Annotated in this window: 8 protein-coding genes; all 8 read right to left on the bottom strand. The window is 45.9% G+C overall.

Going from position 1 to position 18,793, the window contains the following annotated elements; translation table 11 throughout:
* Positions 1–59 precede the first annotated feature (59 nt).
* A complete protein-coding gene (locus VL525_RS07920) occupies positions 60–1,403 on the bottom strand; it encodes a vanadium-dependent haloperoxidase (protein WP_325385155.1) in 1,344 nt (447 codons plus the stop codon).
* Positions 1,400–4,735, bottom strand: coding sequence for a VCBS repeat-containing protein (locus VL525_RS07915; protein ID WP_325385153.1), 3,336 nt, complete (start codon positions 4,733–4,735; stop codon positions 1,400–1,402). The genes VL525_RS07920 and VL525_RS07915 overlap by 4 nt, the downstream gene beginning before the upstream one ends.
* Before the next feature lie 131 nt (positions 4,736–4,866).
* Positions 4,867–8,994, bottom strand: coding sequence for a hybrid sensor histidine kinase/response regulator transcription factor (locus VL525_RS07910; RefSeq protein WP_325385151.1), 4,128 nt, complete (start codon positions 8,992–8,994; stop codon positions 4,867–4,869).
* A 226-nt stretch (positions 8,995–9,220) separates the two neighbouring features.
* A complete protein-coding gene (locus tag VL525_RS07905) occupies positions 9,221–10,756 on the bottom strand; it encodes a glycoside hydrolase (protein WP_325385149.1) in 1,536 nt (511 codons plus the stop codon).
* Positions 10,757–10,795: 39 nt separating this feature from the next.
* On the bottom strand, positions 10,796–12,307 hold the full coding sequence (locus tag VL525_RS07900; RefSeq protein WP_325385147.1) for an RICIN domain-containing protein: 1,512 nt from the start codon (positions 12,305–12,307) through the stop codon (positions 10,796–10,798).
* A 218-nt stretch (positions 12,308–12,525) separates the two neighbouring features.
* On the bottom strand, positions 12,526–13,944 hold the full coding sequence (locus VL525_RS07895; protein ID WP_325385145.1) for a rubredoxin: 1,419 nt from the start codon (positions 13,942–13,944) through the stop codon (positions 12,526–12,528).
* Between the two features lie 2 nt (positions 13,945–13,946).
* Positions 13,947–17,468 (bottom strand): molybdopterin-dependent oxidoreductase, encoded by a 3,522-nt coding sequence (locus VL525_RS07890; protein WP_325385143.1) that lies wholly within the window; start codon positions 17,466–17,468, stop codon positions 13,947–13,949.
* A 21-nt stretch (positions 17,469–17,489) separates the two neighbouring features.
* Positions 17,490–18,788 carry an MFS transporter gene (locus VL525_RS07885; protein WP_325385141.1) on the bottom strand — a complete coding sequence of 433 codons (1,299 nt, stop codon included), beginning with the start codon at positions 18,786–18,788 and terminating at the stop codon, positions 17,490–17,492.
* Between the last annotated feature and the right edge of the window lie 5 nt (positions 18,789–18,793).

Raw genomic sequence — 18,793 nt, 5'->3', positions numbered from 1 at the left:
GGGGTAAATAAGTATTTAAGTTGCAAAAAGGTGGCTTTTCTGCCATTCTGCCTATTTTCTCATTTTTTGTTCCTGTTATAATCCCGCCCGGCTATTTTGCCAAGCACCCAATTGCCTACGTTTATCCCCTGCAACCGCCCGTTATCGATAGCGTCTTTAAAATGGATACCTCCATATAACCTGGAAATACCCGCTTCAATGGCTGCTTCGTCGAATGAGTGGAATTTGCGCGGCTTCAATCCATAAGACTCTTCAACGTTATCGGTATACTCAAAATGGTCGCCGAAATAGTAAGTCAGTATCACGGCCGAGGTTGCAGAAATACAAGAGTGCCCGCTTAAATACTCGGGAAACGGAGGGGTTTGCAGCAACGGTTTCCAATCAGGATCCAGTAATTGACGAATGGCTGTTTCAGGCCTTATCCGGTTACTCCGGTACTTTTCATCCCAGCAGCAAATGAAACTATCCATCAGGCCAACCGATACGGCTGTATTTATTTCCATTGTTTTTGAGAAACCTGTTTTAGATTCCTGGCAGGCAATCGCTGTTATACCCAGCCAATGCGCTCCCGGCGATATCTTTTTTAGCCCTACGAGCATATGCCCGTCGTCCTGTACGGCAAAAGGATTACAATCCCAAAAGCCGGCAATGCTACGCTTATCTGCCGGCAGCTTTGAAGCATCCTGATCGGCTGTCAGTAACATAAGTTTGTAAAACGGCGAGCTTTTTTTTGTTGAGAATTTAGCAGGTAGGGCCGGCTTAAACTGCGAACATGAATCGAGCGTGAATGAACGAACTTTTTTAAAATACGGCTCGACTGGTGGCAAATATGCCGGGGGGGTAGGATACCAGGCTCCCGGGGTGTCCAAAGCAACGTACCTTTTGTAATTGCTGATATTCCTGTACCCGTCGGCTTTGGCATAAGCAAGTATTACTTTCGAAACGGACAAGGCATATTTCAGGGAGCTGTCGATAACGGCCTGCTCATAACCCAACGCCCTGCAAGAATCAAGGAATTGTTGTTTATACTGAACCACCGCAGTGCCGGAGGGTTGTAGTTTCGCGGCGGTTTCCATCATGGCAAGTAACGCGCTTAAGCGGTAATCGTACCCTTTAACCGATGTTGGCCTAAAGTGAGGATAGCCATTTAGGTTATGTTGCCATGGCCTTGCATTGGGGTCATTCTCGGTAACCACTTCGTAGCCCGCCAGACATGAGTATGCAAAAAATCTCGCCGCCAGTGGAGGGTTGGTAACATCATGCACCATGATCCGCGTCATTGTTGTTACAACGCCGCTTATATCCTGGTTCCGAAGACCGGGTTTTGGCAATGAATGTTTACAGCTGATACCGGCGGAAAGCAGAGCCGGCAACAGCGCATAAATAGTTAGTCTTCTAATCATCGGTTTTTAGCTTGATAGGCCTCAACGGGCTTTTGGTTGATACCAAACAACCAGGTATTATTCACACCGATCACACTTCTCACGTCGCCGCTTAACTTAAAGCCGGATTCGGACTGATCTATGTAGGAAAAACCGCCCTTGCCATTTCCCTTGAGCAACATACCAAAGTTGGCATCGCATTTACCCAGGCGAAGTTTGGCCTTATTCATATTGCCGCATATCAACAGGTCGGCGTTACCGTCATGGTCAAAATCGAGTGTGTTGATTGTAAAAACCGGGGCAAACTCTACCTGCAAAGGCAATGTTGATGGATGCCATTTGCCTTTGCCATCGCTCAGGAAACAAGTAGTTGCAAATGTATTGGCTACCAGGTGGCCTGCGCCGCGCATTTCCTCGGCAGTAAATACATCGTTGATGGTTGCATCTGCATAGCTTTTATAGTCAGGGAAGCGCGTACGCATCATGCTTAACTGGTCGGTAAGTTCATCACGGGTGATATAAGGGTAGCTTTTATGCTGAACATAGAAACACAAAACAGGGTCGACGGAACCATTATCATCAAAATCTTTGTAAAACATTTCAGCGGGTTCATCATCGCTGGCTTTACATTGTGTGTTAAACCCCTGGTTACCCACTATAAAATCCGGATGGCCATCATTATTAAAATCCCCAACTGTTAAACAGTTCCACCACCCCGAATAACTCTTTCCCAAATATTGTTTAGTTGCCTCTTTTAGGCGGCCGTGTTCGTTGGTAAAAATACGCACCGGCATCCACTCGCCGACAACAACCAGGTCGGGTTGTTTATTCCCATCCAGATCTATCCAGGCGGCATCTGTAACCATCCCGGGTTTCACCAATGCCGGACAAATGTTAGCCGTCTGGTCCGAAAAATGGCCCTTCCCATCATTGATAAGGATATAGCTTACAGGTGTTTCGGGATATCTCCCCGGTATTACGCGACCACCCACAAACAGATCGGGATAGCCATCTCCATTGATATCGGCGACGCGTACGCAACTTTTGCTAACAAGCATTTTGGGTAAAGCATTTTCGGACCGTCTGAAATTTCCTTTCCCATCGCCCAGCAACAGTTCGTCCTGCAAAACAGGGTCATCGGGCATAATATCGCCGTAGCCTCCGCATGCCAGGTATAAGTCGGGCTTCCCATCTCCATTGGCATCAAAAATGGCCGCACTTGCGATATGTTTATTGCTGACCTGGTCAAACACCTGTTCCGGCTTCTTTAAAAACCCATCGCTTTTTTGACCGAGATATAATACAGGCGGCTCGCCGTTGCCGCCGGCAATAAAAATATCTTCCAGATGGTCGCCATTTACGTCTCCTTTGATCATGCACGGCCCGTTGAATGATAAGGGGTTTACCAAAAGTGGCTGACGTTTAAAATCATTAACAGTAGTCGGTTTATCTGCGTAAACGATAGGCGACGTGAGTGGTGTAAATACCGGTTTGATTGCAGGCTGCACGGCTGACGGCTTAAGTGCACCCCGTTCGTCGAGCGTTAGCAGCTGATCGGCCTTTACGTGGTATAAAAATTGCGATAGACCCGAACGCCACGTTATTTTCAATGAGTCGATCTCTTTCACTTTTCCAAGGCCAAAATGCAGCACCGGCGAAACACAGGATTCGTAGCCGCGGGCCGGCATTTGTTCAAGCCCCTGGGCGTTGCCTCCGGCATAGATAACAACCTTTGACCCTATACCCTCAGTATTCCCACGCAAACCTTTCAATGATATGCTGAGATAATGGTTGTGATTTTGCCCATGTGAACGGTTTTCATAAACAAATGCAGGCTGGTTAACATTATTAACCACAAGGTCCAGATCGCCGTCGTTGTCCAGATCGACGTAGGCCGCGCCATTGCTGTTCGAAAAATCTTTGATCCCCCAGGCAGCAGACACATCGCTAAAAGTTAAATTGCCGTTGTTTTTGAATAAGTAACTTTTAACCTTCGACGAGGGCATCTTTTGAACGATATCTAAAAGATCCTGCCGCGCCACACGCCTGTCCTGCAGATAGTCGCCCATATATTTCAGGAAATCCATATCGGTATAATCGCGCAGGAAGCCGTTGGTTACGAACAAGTCCTTCCATCCATCATTATCGTAATCTGCAAGCAATGGCGCCCAACTCCAGTCGGTATTGGAAATTCCTGCAACCTGGCCAATCTCACTAAACTTCCCGTTTCCATTATTAAGCTGCAGCATATTGCGCATGTATTGGTAATAAAATCCATTTTTAACGTTCAGGTCGAAAAGCTCATAATTATCCGGTCCGGCTAACAGCTTTTGACTATGGTTATCCCCGGGCAGCATGTCCAGCGTAATGATGTCAGGTTTTTCGTCGTTATTTATATCGGCAATATCATTACCCATCGAATAGAATGACGTATGTCCCAGGTAATCCTGCAAATGATCGGTAAAAGTTCCGTTTTTATTGTTGATATAAAGTTTGTCGGGAATATTATAATCGTTATTGATATAAATATCGGGCCAGCCGTCGCCATTGATATCAGCAATACCTGCTGCCAAACCATAGGAAACAGTGCCGTTTTCAATATGGCTCTCTTTTGTACGATCCGTAAAATGCCCATTCCTGTTCTCAAGGAGGCGCACCCCCCGCTCTTTATCCTCTTTTTTGATCAGCAAAGGCAATTGGTTTATATCGATATTGTTCAGGCGTTCGGGACTGTGATTGACCAGCAGCAGATCGAGATCGCCATCGCCGTCATAGTCAAAAAAGTACCCCTGAGTTGAATAGGATGGAAAGTCGAGGCCAAATTCAGTGGTCATATCCTTAAAAACAGGCACATTCTGTCCATCGTTACCCTGGTTGATGAACAATTGATTTACTCTTTTTTCCGGCCTAAGCTTCCCCGAATAGCAGATATAAATATCAAGTTTGCCGTCCCCGTTTACATCGGCAATAGTGGCACTGGTTTTCCAGGGTCCGCTTCTGCCTGCCAACCCGCATTTATCGGTCACATCTTCAAACTTCATGCGGCCTTTGTTCAGGTACAATTTATTATCAACCATATTGCCGGTGAAGTAAATATCCTGGAGCCCGTCTCCATTCAGATCACCGATGGCTACGCCGCCACCGTTATAAAAATATTCGTAAAGCAACACGTTGGTGTTCAGCCCTTCGGTAAGTGTATTTTCAAAATTGATATTCGTTTCGGCGGGGGTAAGCTGGCGGAACAAGGTATCCTGCGCGTGTACCACGGGCGTTTTATGGGAGCAACCAATCAGGCCGGCAAATATAAACAGGGCAATAAAACCCAGGATACAGCTCGTAAAAATTTTCATCATCAGGAATTGGTAATAAGCGGGATATAAACATGGAGTATGGTTATCCTGCCACAATTCAAAACAACTCAATTAAGCCAATATGGAGACGGGGGTAATCTGTCAAGTTAGAGGGGTAAATTCATAAAACAGGCTTAACTGTACAAGCTCCTGCCTGTTTCGTGGTGAACCAACTCGTTCGAGAAAGTTTTGCGGTATTTCTTAATATATTGTGATGGGTTCATGTTGAAGAGTTTTTTAAACTGCTCCCTGAAATATTTAATATCATTTATACCCACCAGGTAGGATGTTTCCAATATGTTGTAATTGGTGTTGATAAACAAATGCGCCGCCTTTCTAAGCCGTATGGACCTTATAAAACTGCTTGCCGATTGCCCGGAAATAAACTTGATCTTTTTGTAAAGACTGGAATGCGAAATTGACAATTCTGAAGCGAGAGTTTGAATGTTGAAATCGGGGTCGGTCAGGTGTTTTTCGACTATATTGATACAATTTTCGAGAAAACTTTTGTACTCGATGGATATTTTATGCGGGTTCTTATTAAGCGTGATCTCGTTGTAGAAGTATTTTTGCAGGTTGTTTTTACTTTTCAAAATACCGGCAACCCTGGCCTTAAGAATATCCTTATCAAAAGGCTTACTGATGTAATCATCAGCGCCACCTTCGAGGCCTTTCAGTTTGATCTCGACAGATGAGCTGGAGGTGAGTAAAATAATGGGGATATGGCTGATGGACATGTCCTCGCGTACCATTGAACATAACTCGATACCGCTCATGCCTTCCATCATTACATCGCTGATCACTATTTCGGGTAATATTTCCCGTATCATCTCCAACCCTATTAAGCCGTCAGAGGCCTCATACACGTTGTAATCGATCTTGAAGATCTGTTTCAGATACTCCCTGAAATCGCGGTTATCGTCTATGATCAAAATAGATTTCAACTCAGAGTTCAGGTCTGATTCTGCCAACAGTTCGTTAGCTTCTTCAACTACTGAGTTTACCGTTATTTCATCCTCTATCAGCTCTTTAAGCATACGTGAACTGCTGGCCTCGTCGTCTGCCCAAATTTCACTGTCCAAATGCCCCGTTCCTTTCAGAAGCGTGATAGAAAACACTGTTCCCATGCCCGGTTCGCTCTCATAGCTAACACTCCCCTTGTGACGTTCAACAAAGGTTTTAACCAGGAACAACCCTACGCCAAACCCGCCTTGATCATTCTTGGCGCCGTTATACTCCTGGTAAAACCGGGTATAAAGCTTATCTCCGGCCTCCCTGGGTATGCCGCAGCCCGAATCGCTTACCTCAATTAATACCTGCCGATCGTCTTCTTTAATGGCAAACGTCACCTGTCCATTTTCAGGTGTAAATTTCAGCGCGTTAGTTACCAGGTTAAATAAAACGATCTCGAGTTTCTCCCTGTCGCCGTATAATTCAACCTCTTCGCTGCAGGTATAAAAGTCGAATCGTATTTTCTTCGTTTTGGCCTGGTGCGAAAAGCATAAAAACACCTCCCGGCTTAAATCTGCAATATTCAGCTTACTAACCATTAGTTTTTCCGCACCAGCCTCGGCCTTTCTGAACAGCAACAACTGGTCGACCAAACCCAACAGACGCCGGGCGTTGCGATAAACCGTATTTATACCCGAAATATCCACCTCATGCTCCTCCTCGTACAGCAACTCCTTAAGCGGGTTAATAATGAGCGTGAGGGGGGTACGGAATTCATGCGATATATAAGTAAAAAAGGAAAGCTTTTTTTCATTCAGTTCCTTTTCCTGCTCGCTTTGCAAATGCGCCAGCTTTATCTCGTAGTGCAGCCTGGCTTGGTTCTCCCTGTATTTTACATAAATATAGACCATCAGCACAACAATCAGCAGGTAAAGCAGGTAAGCATACCACGTTTTGTACCAGGGCGGAGTAACAACGATAACCAGTGACCGGCCCACCTTATTCCAAACCCCGTCGTTATTGGCCGCTTTTACTTTAAAAGTATAAGTACCGGGGTCAAGGTTAGTGTAGGTGGCCTTATGCTGGGGGCCGCTGAAATTCCATTTTTTATCAAAACCCTCCAGCATATAAGCATATTGATTTTTTTCGGGAAGCGTGTAATTAAGTGCAACAAATTCGATGGAAAACACGCTCTGCCTGTAGTTCAGCACAATTTTTTCCGCACTGTTGAGATTTTCCTTTAACGGACCGGAAGCGGTCACATCGATCGACTTGTTGAATATCTGAAAATCCGAAAGAAACACCGGAGGTATCTCGCGGTTACGTTTCATTTTTAACGGGTCAAAAAATTCAAGCCCCTTATCGCCGGCCAGGTAAATGTTGCAGCTTTTATCACAGCAAATGGCGCTGTTCACAAAGGCGCCATCTGCGTCATCATAATTTCTGACTGCGCGGGTGGCGGGATTAAATTGCGATATTCCCTTTTCGGTTGTTATCCATAGATTGCCGTTACGGTCTTCTACTATACTATTGAAGACATTGCTCGCAAATCCATCGACTTTTGAATAAACAACAAAAGAGTCTGTGGCCTTGATATATTGATTAAGGCCATCGGGCGTACATATCCAGATATTGCCGCGGCTGTCAAGAAACAGTCCCTGGATAGTGTTGTCGCTTATTGCGCCTTTTATCTTATCGTTGCTGAAATAGGCTTTAAATTTTCCCGTCCGCGGATCAAACCTGTTCAGGCCGCCCCCTGTTGTACCGATCCAGATATTACTACTCCTATCCTTAAGTAAGCAATTGAGGTGATTGTTGCTAATACCCGAAGGGTCATCGGCCCGGTTGAAATAATGACGGAACTGCCCGGTCTTGCTGTCAAATATTTTGAAGCCGGCATCGGTCGCCAGGCCGTATACGCCTGGTTTGATCTCGATCATATCCCGGAAAACGTCTTCGTTAAAGAGGCTCCCGAGAGCGGAATGGTGGTAGTGGTGCCGGAATGTTTGAGATTTTGCATCAAACTCGTCAAATCCAAACTCGGTTAGAACCCAAATTTTGCCAGCCTCATCCCGGTAAATCTTTCTTACCTGGTCGCTACCGATGCTGCCCAGGTTGGCAGAATGCTTAAACAGGGTTGTTGTTCCCGCTTTAAAATCATACTCTGTCAACCCCTTATTCGTGCCAAGCCAAAGGGTGGAGTCTGTCACCAGCAAATCCGTGACTTCCCGTTGTTTGTTATCAAGCGGCAGGTAGTTAAACTTATTTTGATTTTGATCGATCTTGCTTAAGCCGTTTTTCGACCCTATCCAGATCAATCCATCGCGGTCGCGGTAGGCATGGCCGTGCGGGTTATTCTCAATACTCGCTATTTTTGTCCATGTATTTGCCGATGTGTTAACCCACCAGAAGTTTTCGTTGCCGCCCACCAGTAACGTGTTCCTGTCAATAGTAAGCAGCGTAAAAACAGATGTGTTATTTGTTAAAGGGCCGTTAACCGACCTGAACGTTTGCGTTGAAGGGTCGAAACTGTAAAGACCTTTCCAATAAGTACCTACCCAAATCAACCCGTGCTGGTCTTTACAAAGCGACCAAATGTCATTCGGGCTTTTTTCTGCCGACGACGACACCTGTTTAAAATTGTAAAACCTATTTGTCCTGGTATCGAATTTATTTAAACCTTCGCCCCAGTTTCCCAGCCATAAAGTATTACCATCTTCGATGATGGCGTTAACCGACTTACCTTTCATAGCATACCTGTCCGCTGCATCGGGATGGTAAGTTTTAAACGTGCGTGTATTTTCTTCGAAAAGGTTGAAACCGTCGTCGGTGCCAACCCAAACACGATCGATATGATCGGCCAACAGGCTCCACACTTTATTGTTGCTTAAAGAATTTTGCTTTCGTTTGTTATGATAAAACCTGCTAAATTTTTCGGTGGCGGGGTCGAAAACGTTAAGGCCGTCCATGGTACCTATCCATATACGCCCGCGTTTGTCTTCGATAAGTGCGTTAACGAAATTATTAGAAATACTTGTACTGTCTCCCTTTTTGTTAATATAGTTTTTGAATGTGTAACCGTCAAACTTACACAGGCCATTCTCTGTGCCTATCCACATAAATCCCCTGGAGTCCTTTATCACAGTTGTACTATTCCTGGACGGGAGCCCGTTCAAGATAGTATACCGTGTTATCGCGTCATTTTCGGTTTCGGCATTATTAATGCGGCCTTTCTTCCATATCTGTCCATAGGAATACTGCAAAAGAAAACAGCAAAAACCGCAAAGTAATACCTTCGAAATACGCATCATTTTACAGATACAGGGTAATTGGTTAAGCTAAATTGGTTTATATGGCAACCCGTTAAGGCGGTTACGCCATAACTAAGGTAACGCTAAATTTACAATTGTTAAAATAACATTTAAAAATATTATAAATATTTATCTGCGTATAAAAAGCAAAAAGGCGCAGTCGTGGTGACTACGCCTTGATTATAAATTATAAATAGAAGTTTAGCCTATGATGATGTCCGGGCAATTACTTTATTATGCCGGTGATGCTTGTAACCGAGCGCCCTGCAATATCTATTTCGTCCCCGTTAGGCTCCAGGAGCCCTGCTTTTAAGTCGCTTGTTTCTGAAGTAACATAGCTGCGGTGTAAGGATATTTGCCCGCTGTTGATATATAATTTGACCCTAACCGGGTCATCATTTGAATTAATGATTACCATTGTAAAGGCTTTTCCTTTTTTATATGCAGAGACGAATACCGGCTTATTAGTTGTTTGCATGCCTTCAATTGCCGCACTTAGCCTGACCGCACCCGGCCTGATGAACCTGCTGTAATTACCGAGTGCCCAAAGCATTTTGCCTGGATAAAAGTTACCACCGGCTTTTTCCTTATCAATGTAAATAAGTCCGTCTTTGTAGTCATAAGGCGAAAGCGCCATCCACCACTGCCAGGCTGAGGCGTTCGCAACGGTCAGGTCGTTATGGATGACACCTGCCATATAAAGTGCCGCATCCATCCCTAAGTCCCGTTTGGAGCCATTGATCTCGCCACTATTATCCCCTAAAATGCAATACTCTGACTGCCAGAACCTAAGGCCGCTGATACGCGAAATCGTATCGGCCAACATCGTCCTCATTTCAACCGAGCGCGATAATGGCGATGTTGTAAAATAACTGTGCGCTGAAATTATATCAGCAACCCGGGACAGGCCGCCTACATGATCGGACGATGACCCTTTAAAAAAGTCGTCCGCCTGGTTACCCTTACCTCCCTTATTGTTTGTATACAAGTAATCAATGCTTCCGGCCTCGCCAATCACGATTTTCGATGAAACGTTTGACGCCTTGAATGCCGAGTCGATTACCCGTACCAGCGCGGCTATTTCTTTGTTGGTATACGGGCATCCTTCCTGCCCCCCGTCGCTCCAGGCCCATTGCGGTTCATTAACCGGGCTGATATAGTTCAACCTGATTTTATAGTTCCTATCCAGTCCGTTAACCACATCCGCCAGGTAATTAGCAAAAGCATGGTATCGACCCGGTGAAATATTAGTACGGCCCTTATCAGCAAAAGTTTTGTGGTTAAGTGTGTACAGTGCGGGAGGGCTGTTACAAAATCCCAGCAATTGCTTTACTCCGTAAGCCTTTGCCGCTTTTAAAAACCATAACTGCCCCGGCTGCCGTTCCCAGTTATACCTGCCTGTACTGTCCAGGAAAGACTCTGTACGCCGCCATTCATCCCTGATCCCGCTTTGCTCTCCCTGCTCTGCGCTACCGGCGCCGATATTGAACCGCCATAACGAAAGTGCTATACCTTTTGGTGATCCGTCATCAAGCGTATCTCCGCTAAAAAGCAATTCTGCTATCCGTCTTCTTTTTGCGTCAGGCCAGGTACCCGCGTACTGGCACGACCAGGCGTCCGATGCTCCGAAATTGTCTATCGTTTGATAAGTTTTAGATAAATCTATCCGGATGTCGATTGTTTTAGACTGAGCCCACCCGAACTGAACAGTGGCAATAGCTAATAAGTAATTCAAAAAAGCTTTTTTAATATAAGCTGACATAAAAATAAAGTTAAAAGGTAATCAGTTTCTATTACCCGGTTACTGCTGCACAATCAGCCATTGCTGGTTAAGCCCGCCGTTCGCGGACCATTGAATAAGATTGGCGCCGTTATTCTTTGAAGCGCCGTCAACATCTAATGCCTGGCCGCTATTCCGGTTTACTACCTTATAAATAGCGGTACCCGCCAAAGTAAGCTGCCATTGCTGGTTGCTACCACCGTTCCAGGGCCATTGAATAATCCCCGCCCCATTGGCGGTTGAAGCGCTATTGACATCCAATGCCTGGCCGCTGTTTCGATTGGTTATTTTATAGTAGCCATTTCCATTATCAGTGATGATCCACTGCTGATTGCTGCCGCCATTTTGAGGCCATTGAATGATACTTGCTCCATTTACCGCCGAGCCTCCATTAACATCCATAGCTTGTCCACTATTTTGATTCAGGAAACGATAAAAGGCGCCTGTATAAAATACGTCCGTTCCGCCAGTACCGATTCCCCAACCGAATTTTAAACGGCTAAGTCCTGAAGAATTTGTAATGGATAAGGTAGGGTTCCCTGCATTGCCACCTAATTGAAGCAGCGCATAACCATCGCCGTTACGTATACCCGGCCAGTAAACGCTTCCCATGCCCAGCATCCTGACCTGGTTTGTCAAACCCTGCATATAGGCGTTATCCTGGCTTCCACCTATCGCGCCCGTATAGTTGATACCGCTATTCATTGTATCACCAAATTCGGTCAAAACGGTGCGGCTTCCGTAGCCTCCAACATTGGCAGCCAACCTGCTCTCCCATTGCGCAGCGGTGTTTAATGTTCCATTGCTAAAAAAAGTGTAGTCGTGTATTGACAGGAGGCAACCTGCCAGGCGGCTGTCGGCACCCACTCCCTTTATATCCTGGGCGTACGAAGTGCCGTCCACTAATACACGCCCCGGTGATACCGATCGGTAATTATTTAGCCATTGAGCACAAATAGACGTCCAATTCACCAATGAATAGCCATGCGGTTCGTTAAATATCTCGAAATATACATGCGGATTGTTCCCGTACTTATTGACAACTGTTTGCCACATCGACCAAAACTGCGTGGTATCATCTATCAGCCCATCTTCTGACGATTTACCTTCCCAGCAGGCTATAATTACGTTCATACCCTTGCTCACGGCCTTATCTATCACCCCGGTATAGGAGTTCCACCATGTTTGCGAGGCAGTAGGGTAGTTGATGGGAATACGGATAGTGTTAGCTCCCGTACTGGCTTGTATTCCTGATAGAATAGCTGCGCTCTTCGCTTGCACCGTGTTGTAGCTGTCGGTTGCCGACAAACCACTTAAGACAAGTATGGTATCGCAAAAATTATCCGCCGTGCATGCCCAGTTGACCCCGTTTAATGCGCCGGCAGCTGTGGTTGTATTTATAGTTTTGACATTTGCTGTTGTATCCCCGGTATTTGTCACCCTTCTTTGCACCGCATCTTTTTTACATCCTGCTATTATATAAAGCCATAGAACTGCTGCCAAAAATAATATCTTCCTTATCCTGTTTTTCATTCATTAATGGTTTGACCGGGTTTATAACTTTCAAACGGACGCTAAGTTGATGTAAAAAGCATATATACATGAGGGGGCAGGCCACAATGTTTAAGGGGTAAACCGGTAAAACTGTGAATATTTGATATTCACATGAACCGCTTGTCCGAACGTGAAGCATTTTGATGGAAATCTGCCGGGCTGTAAGAGGCCAATGCCTTTTAATTACCCGCCGCTTGTCAGCTGAGTCGGCTAAACTCAGTTTTTGGAGCCTCACAAACCGGGCAACGATAATTCGTTAAGGCAGCAAACTCAACATATTTGCTGATATTATTTACGTAATCTCCGTATTGCTTATCATAACGGGTTAAGCAATTGTTGCATTGATAAATTTCGGTCTCGTAATGTTTAGGAGTGGGTTCTTCTGGAACAGTAACCTGTACCGCATTGTTGTTTTGAATAGTATAAAACCCGGCACAAAGCTCAATTAAACACGCACCCAAATCTGAAACATCTATTTCTTGTAAATAGGTAACGTAATCTTTTGAGTTGGGATTGAAATCGCGGGTATGTAAAATATCATACAGGCAGGTATTGCATTTCTTTAGAATAATCGAACCGGTCAAGCCGGTTTTGGGTTGTGTTTTGACGGCGAAACAAAGCTGATAGGTCCGCATGTCTGCCTCTTCAAACTCGCGTACCAACTTTTGCTTCAGCTCTAAGCCTTCGCTGCAAATATCTTCTATTTGCCAATTTAACTCGTTTGCGGCATGGCGCACATTCAGGCGGTACTTACTCAATATCAGGCCCCATTGACTACGGTCGGTTTGCTCAATACCTTTTATAATGATAGACTTCCAGGGCGTGGTATATATTTGACCTATGCGGGTCTTAAGGCATAGTAAACATGTGTCTTTCAAAAAATCAATTGAAAAAAGTTCGTTGCGGCGATATATACCAAGCCAGTATTTATTGTTATATTTATTAAAACCCTCATAATAAGGCAGGTAAAAATCCGGAAGTTTCAAGGGCGGCGCCATTTCCTGAAATTTGGCATCGCTTTTTTTTGAAAGCATTTTGAAAAACTGCTGTTCATCCGCATCCTTCTGATCATAAAACAGGCGTTTGTTTTCGAAGATGATCTTTTCAGCTGTTTTAGCCACCCGGGGTATATCTTCCGAATAAACAAGGTATGGGTAACAGTGCTGCTTCCCTGATTTTGGGAAGCGCATATATAGGTGCCAGTAATTATTGGTCTCGGAAGCGATAAAATTGATGTTTCCCGTAAAAAACGGAACAAATGACTGCTGGTTATCAACCAAGTTTATTTTTAAACCGGGGGCGTAATCAAACAGGTCGAGGATATCCTTATAAACCCCTTCGCGCAGCCAGCCCTCCTGGTTAAAGATCGAATCGGCAACGTAGGAGCTTACAATGTTGGGCCGCAGGTCGGCGTTGATCTCGAATTGTATCTCGGCGCCCAGCATCGCTGTTTCGATATCCTCCAGATGCTCATCCGGAACTGTAAAATAAAGCTGCTGCCTGATACCAAACCTTATGTGCCCGGCGCCTGCATTTTCGGCAATCACCAATATCTCGTAAAGATCCCCTGCCGATATAAAACCTCCGGGAAGATTAACTTTTACCAGGTTTTCCATGCCTAATTAATTGTAGCCGCCATATTTTGCAATGCCTCGTCGAGGAGGCGTTTTACCTCGGGCCTGCACGACCCGCAACCGGTACCTGCGCCGGTTGCGTTACAAAGATCATGGATGTCCGTACACCCGCCACTTATTTTTTTCCGGATATTTTCGCTGCCTACGTTATTGCAACTACACACCAGTTTGCCAAGTACCGGGTCGACCTTTTTACCGCTGCGCAGTAATTGCAGCCTTTTTTCGCTCAGTTCGGTTTTATTGGTAATAAGCCCGCGGTATTCCAAAAATTCGGCTTTATCCCCTATCAAAATGGCCCCCACCAGGCGGTCCTGGTGGATGATACATTTTTTATAATAGCGTTTGGCTTTATCAATAAAAACAACCTCTTCATACGCCTTGTCGTCGGGGCATTCAGGTATCCCGATACTGCAAAGGTCGAACCCATGGATCTTGATAATATTCATCAGCAAACTCCCTTTGTAATAGCTGGCGATATCTCCGTTCAAGTAGGCGGAAACTACCTCCGCCTGCTGTTCGGCAGCAGCAGTAATGCCATACAACATACCATTGAACTCAGCGATCTCACCGACCGCATAGATATCGTGGTCGCTGGTTTGCATACGTTCATTAACCAAAACTCCTCTGCGGCAGTCGAGCCCGCAATCTTTTGCTAGTTCAAGGTTAGGAGTGGTGCCAATAGCCAGTATCATGGCATCGCAGTTGATCTTACGGCCGCTTCTTAAACTGACACCGGTTAGTTTCGACCGCCCGTAGTATAATTGCACCTCGTCATCATAATATATATCGCAACCCTGGTCGACCATTTCTTCGTGCAAAAGCTGGCTGCCAAGCGCATCAAGCTGCCGGTTCAGGAAAGCCGATGTGCGTTGTATAATAGTGACCTTAGCGCCGGTTTCCCTTAGCGATGCTGCCATTTCCAAACCCAATAAACCGCCGCCTACTATTACCACGTGAGCGTTTGGCGGAGTATGTTTTTTAAAATTATCGGCATCGGTGCGGTTACGCATAGTGAATATGCCGGGTAGTTTTGGCACATTTTTAGGCACGGCTGCCCTGCTGCCTGTGGCAATAATTAAAACGTCATAATCTGTTCGTATTCCCCTTGAATCGGTTACCTGCTTCTTCTCCCTGTCTATTTTCTCAACGCCCACCCCCCTTAATAAGCGTATGTTATACCCCGGCTCCTCTTCATCTTTCATCTTCACCAATTGCTCCCACTGCTGTTCGCCACTGATATAATCCGGCAGCATTACCCGGTTATAAAAAGGGTAGTTTTCCTTGCTGAAGATGGTTATCGTATCGTCCGGATTAAGTGTGCGATACGACCGGACAAAACCATAGGAACCGGCGCCGGCGCCGATCACTACAATACGTTGAAAAGGCTTTTTATATTTAGCTATGCTAACCGCACAATATTTAAAATCGGGCTCTTTGGAGATCGGGTCCACACGGTCGGACGTAATATTATTCACCCGGTTTAAGTCGTTTCCTAATATCTTACCCCAGTGCATGGGCACGAATACTACTCCTTTCTTAATTTGAGCTGATAGCTTGGCTTTTACCCTGATCTCGCCACGGCGCGATGCGATCACAGCAATATCGCCTTCTCCTATTTGCAGCGCCGAGGCGTCTGCCGGGTGTATCTCTGCAAACGACTGGCTGTAATGCTGGTTCAGTTTGTTTACCTTACCGGTTTTGGTCATGGTATGCCATTGGTCGCGGATACGACCGGTGGTGAGAATAAAAGGAAAATTAACATCTGGTTCTTCGCTGGTATTTGCATCAGCTATGGAATATATTATTGCCTTTCCCGACGCGGTATAAAATCGCCTGTTGGTAAACAGGCGCGGCGTTCCGGCGGCACCTGCCTTCTTTTTATATGGCCATTGTAAGGCACCGTGCTCTTTCAACAAGGCATAATTAAGGCCACTCATATCCATATTGGTTTTGGCGGTCAATTTTACATGCTCATCAAATATTTCAGCGGCTGAATCAAAGTTAAATCCGTTGTATCCCATCTTCCGGGCAAAACGGCATACGATCTCTGCGTCGGGCAATGCCTCGCCCGGCGCGTCTGCTATCTTATTCAAATAACTAACACGGCGTTCGGAATTGGTCATTGTGCCCTCCTTTTCGGCCCAGGCGGCCGCAGGCAGTATCACATCAGCATAAGCCAGGCTTTCGGGTTTATTGCTTATCTCCTGCACAACAACAAACTTGGCCTTCTTTAAGGCCTCTTCGGCCAGGCGAACATTAGGCAGGCTGGTCAACGGATTGGTACAAAGTATCCAAATCGCCTTTAGACTGCCCTCGTTTAGCGCTTCGAACATCTCGGTTGCCGTTAAGCCAGGTTTAGGGTCGATAACCGTCCCGCCCCAAAATTTTTGCACCTCTTCGCGATGCAGCGGGTTTTCCAGGTCGCGATGAGCGGGCAGCAAATTTGCCAGGCCACCTACTTCACGGCCACCCATAGCATTTGGCTGGCCGGTTAAAGACAGAGGCCCCGATCCCGGCTTGCCAATGTGACCGGTTATCAGGTTAAGATTGATCAGGCTCAAATTTTTATTAACCCCAACCGAGCTTTGATTAAGGCCCATTGTCCACATCGAAATAAAGCCTTTTGCTTCGGCGATGTAGCCGGCAGCTAAACGGATGTCTTGTTCGCTCACTCCGCATATCTTTGCAGATTCAGCAATGCTTTTCCGGAAGACCTGTGCACTGTACAGTTCAAAGCCTTCAGCGTGATCGGTGACAAAATTCAGATCGATGTCGCCATTTTCTATTAATATCCTGCCAATAGCGTGATTCAACGTGATATCAGTGCCTGGGTTTATCTGCAGGTGCAAATCGGCAATTCCGCAGGTATCAGTGGCCCGCGGATCGACGACGATTATTTTGATATGCGGATTAGCCGCTTTATGTGCCTCTACCCTTTGCCACAAAATAGGATGGCACCAGGCAGGGTTCGCGCCGGCAACATAAAAACAATCAGCCAGTTCAATATCATCATAACAAACAGGAACGCTATCTTCACCTAAAGCCATTTTATAAGCAGCAACGGCGCTGCTCATACAAAGCCGCGAGTTGGTATCAATATTATTACTGCCTATAAATCCCTTCATCAGTTTATTGATCACATAGTACTCCTCGGTAAGGCATTGGCCCGAAGCATAAAACGCAACCGAACCGGGACCGTACTTGTTAATAAAGGTTTTGAAGACGGCGGCGGTCCGGTCAAGCGCCTCATCCCAGCCAACCCGTTCCATAGGCATATTTTTGTTGTATCTCATTTGCGGGTAAAGCAGCCGGTCCGACCTGTCATTCACCGTATAATGCAGGTTAAGCCCTTTACTGCAAAGCATCCCCTTGTTAACGGGATGCTCCTTATTACCTTCAACCATTAGGTTGCCACTCTTATCCTTGTGCACAAGGACGCCGCAGCCAACCCCGCAATAGCAGCAGGTTGTTGTGGATGTTTGTATATGCTGTTTTTTTACCGGCATTTATCTAACTTTATTTTACCTTCAGGCTACACTCTGCACTAAAATTTCCCTTGGTTCGGCGGCCTCTTCCGCGGCTTGCTGCCTGTGAAACCGCGTTATCAGGACGATCAATGCCACCGCAATTACCCCATAACCGATATGGGTGAATGCCTGTACATAAGTAATGGCTGATGACTTGAACAGGAAACCAAAAAGCATACCCCCCATATTGCCCCCCGCACCGACGATACCGCTTACCAGCCCGACATTTTTAGTGTTAACAAAAGGCACAATGCCATAAGTTGCACCATTAGACATCTTGAGGAACAAAGCGAACGTGAGCATGGAGACGATAGCCATGATCAATGTACCCGACGCAGCAAACAGGATGAGCCCGCAGCCCTCAAGCAACAGCACACCGGCAAGTAAAAGGCCTTTCCCCCTCATGCCGAATTTGCCGCCGACCTTATCCGACACTATACCGCCCAGCGCACGCGCAAACAGATTCATGAAACCGAATATCCCCGCCCAAAAACCTGCTGTGCTTTGCGAAAGATGGAAAGAATCGACAAAATGGAGCGAGGCAACATTATCAAAGGTAATCTCCATGCCAAAGCACATGGCATAAGCTATCGTCAACGCCCAAATACGCCAATCTATTAAAACCGACCAATCCGTTTTGGCTTGCTTTTTACTATGCCCGATCTCATCATAGTTACCGTTTGGCGTGTCTTTTGTATACTTATAATAGATATAAGCAATAATGAGCATCATTGTTCCGGGTACGATCATCGCATAGCGCCATGCATCGGCTTTGGTATAACCAAAGCCCACAATAGCAGCAAATATCAAAGGCATTACCATATTGGTTACGCCCCCGCCCAGGTTACCCCAGCCGCCGGTAATAGCATTTGCAGTGCCTTTGATCTTAGGGGCAAACATCATCGATGTGTGGAATTGAGTAATCACAAAGGATGCTCCTATAATGCCAATCGCCAGTCTGAACAAAATGAAAGTTGTATAGCTGTGCGCAAGTCCCACAAAAAAAACCGGCACCGAGCCGATCAACAGCAACCTGACGGCCGTTTTCCGTGGCCCCCATGTGTCGCACAATTTGCCGATAATTAAACGGGAAACAATTGTGGCAGTCACGGAGGCAATGATAATATTACCTACCTGCCCTTTGGTCAAATGCAGTTCGGCCCGTATGGTCGGCATCAACGGCGCAAGACCGAACCACCCGAAGAAGCACACAAAAAACATGAGCCAGGTAATGTGAAAAGTGCGCATCTGCACGCCTTTGAGGGAAAATATGTTGAGTTTGGTTAATTGATTCTTCATGATAT

The organism is Mucilaginibacter sp., assembly GCF_035492695.1.
In the GTDB taxonomy this organism is placed as follows: Bacteria; Bacteroidota; Bacteroidia; order Sphingobacteriales; family Sphingobacteriaceae; genus Mucilaginibacter.
The sequence above is the reverse complement of the archived record's forward strand: the minus strand, read 5'-3'. Positions and strand labels throughout refer to the sequence as shown.